This is a genomic window from Pseudomonas sp. MWU13-3659, from assembly GCF_023757525.1.
GTDB lineage: Bacteria > Pseudomonadota > Gammaproteobacteria > Pseudomonadales > Pseudomonadaceae > Aquipseudomonas > Aquipseudomonas entomophila_E.
The window spans coordinates 1-489 of the sequence record NZ_JAMSHW010000111.1 but is presented as its reverse complement, the minus strand read 5'-3'; the positions used below and the strand labels follow the sequence as shown (position 1 = coordinate 489).

Genomic DNA, 489 nt, shown 5'->3' with positions numbered 1-489 from the left:
CTGACCCTCGGCGACAACACCATCACCACTACCGTCACCGATGAGCCTGGCACCGGCACCCCAGGTACCGGCAACGAAGGCGACAAGGTCGCCGTGACCATCGTCAGCAATGGCGACGTGAACGAAGCCCAGCAGCCGACCTTCACTGTGAAGGTGAACCAGCCGCTGGATCGCGACCTGACTGTCACCCTGTCCAATGGCGACAAGGTGGTGATCACGGCTGGTCAAACCGAAGCCACCTACAAGGCTGCGGCTCAAGGCGACGACGTGTTCAAGGACGGCAGCTCGCTGACTGTCGGCATTACCGATGCCTCCGTCACCGGCAAAACCTTCGAGAATCTGGAACTCGGTGGCAACGCCACCGTGCAGATCACCGACACCGTCAGCGAAGTCGTGGCGACCCTGACTGCCGATAAAACCACCGTTTCGGAAGGCGGCCAGGTCACCTATACCGTGACCCTGACCAATGCCCAGGGCCTGTCGGTCACC

At 61.6% G+C, this 489-nt stretch carries 1 protein-coding gene; it reads left to right on the top strand.

Annotation, left to right across the window (positions count from 1 at the left end):
* The coding region (locus NGM28_RS28545) for an immunoglobulin-like domain-containing protein (protein WP_252092557.1) at positions 1-489 on the top strand (489 nt) is incomplete at both ends.